At 66.2% G+C, this 692-nt stretch carries 1 protein-coding gene; it reads left to right on the plus strand.

Features of this window, described 5'->3' with window-relative positions:
- The coding region (locus ACODRW_RS24275; protein ID WP_488906917.1) for an ATP-binding cassette domain-containing protein at positions 1–692 on the plus strand (692 nt) is incomplete at both ends.

The raw sequence follows: 692 nt of genomic DNA on the forward strand, positions 1-692 counted from the left end.
GCCTTGGTGGGCGAATCCGGCTCCGGCAAATCGGTGACCTCCATGGCCATCATGCGCCTGCTGTCGCCGCAGCACGCCAGCATCCACCCGGACAGCCAGATCCTGCTGCAAGGGCGGGATCTGCTCAAGGCCGGCGGCGCCGAGATGCGCGCGCTGCGCGGCAAAGACATCGCGATGATCTTCCAGGAGCCGATGAGTTCGCTGAACCCGGTGTTCAGCGTGGGCGAGCAGATCATGGAAGCCTTGATGCTGCACGCCAAGCTGGGCCGCCGCGCCGCGCGCCGGCGCGCGATCGAACTCTTGCGCGAAGTGGGCCTGCCGGAACCGGAAAGCAAGGTGGACAGCTACCCGCACCAGCTGTCCGGCGGCCAGCAGCAGCGGGTGATGATCGCGATGGCCATCGCCTGCGAACCCAAGCTGCTGATTGCCGACGAACCCACCACCGCGCTGGACGTGACCATCCAGAAGCAGATCCTGCAACTGATCGCGGACCTGCAGAAGAAACACGATATGGCGGTGCTGTTCATCACCCACGACCTGGGCGTGGTGGGCGAGTTCGCCGACGAAGTCATCGTCATGCGTCACGGCGAAATCCGCGAACAGGGCAGCGTGCAGCAAATCTTCGACGCGCCGCAGGACGCCTACACCAAGGCGCTGCTGGCCTGCCGCCCGCACCTGGACCGGCGGCCGCA

It is taken from the genome of Chromobacterium sp. FG89 (assembly GCF_057808735.1).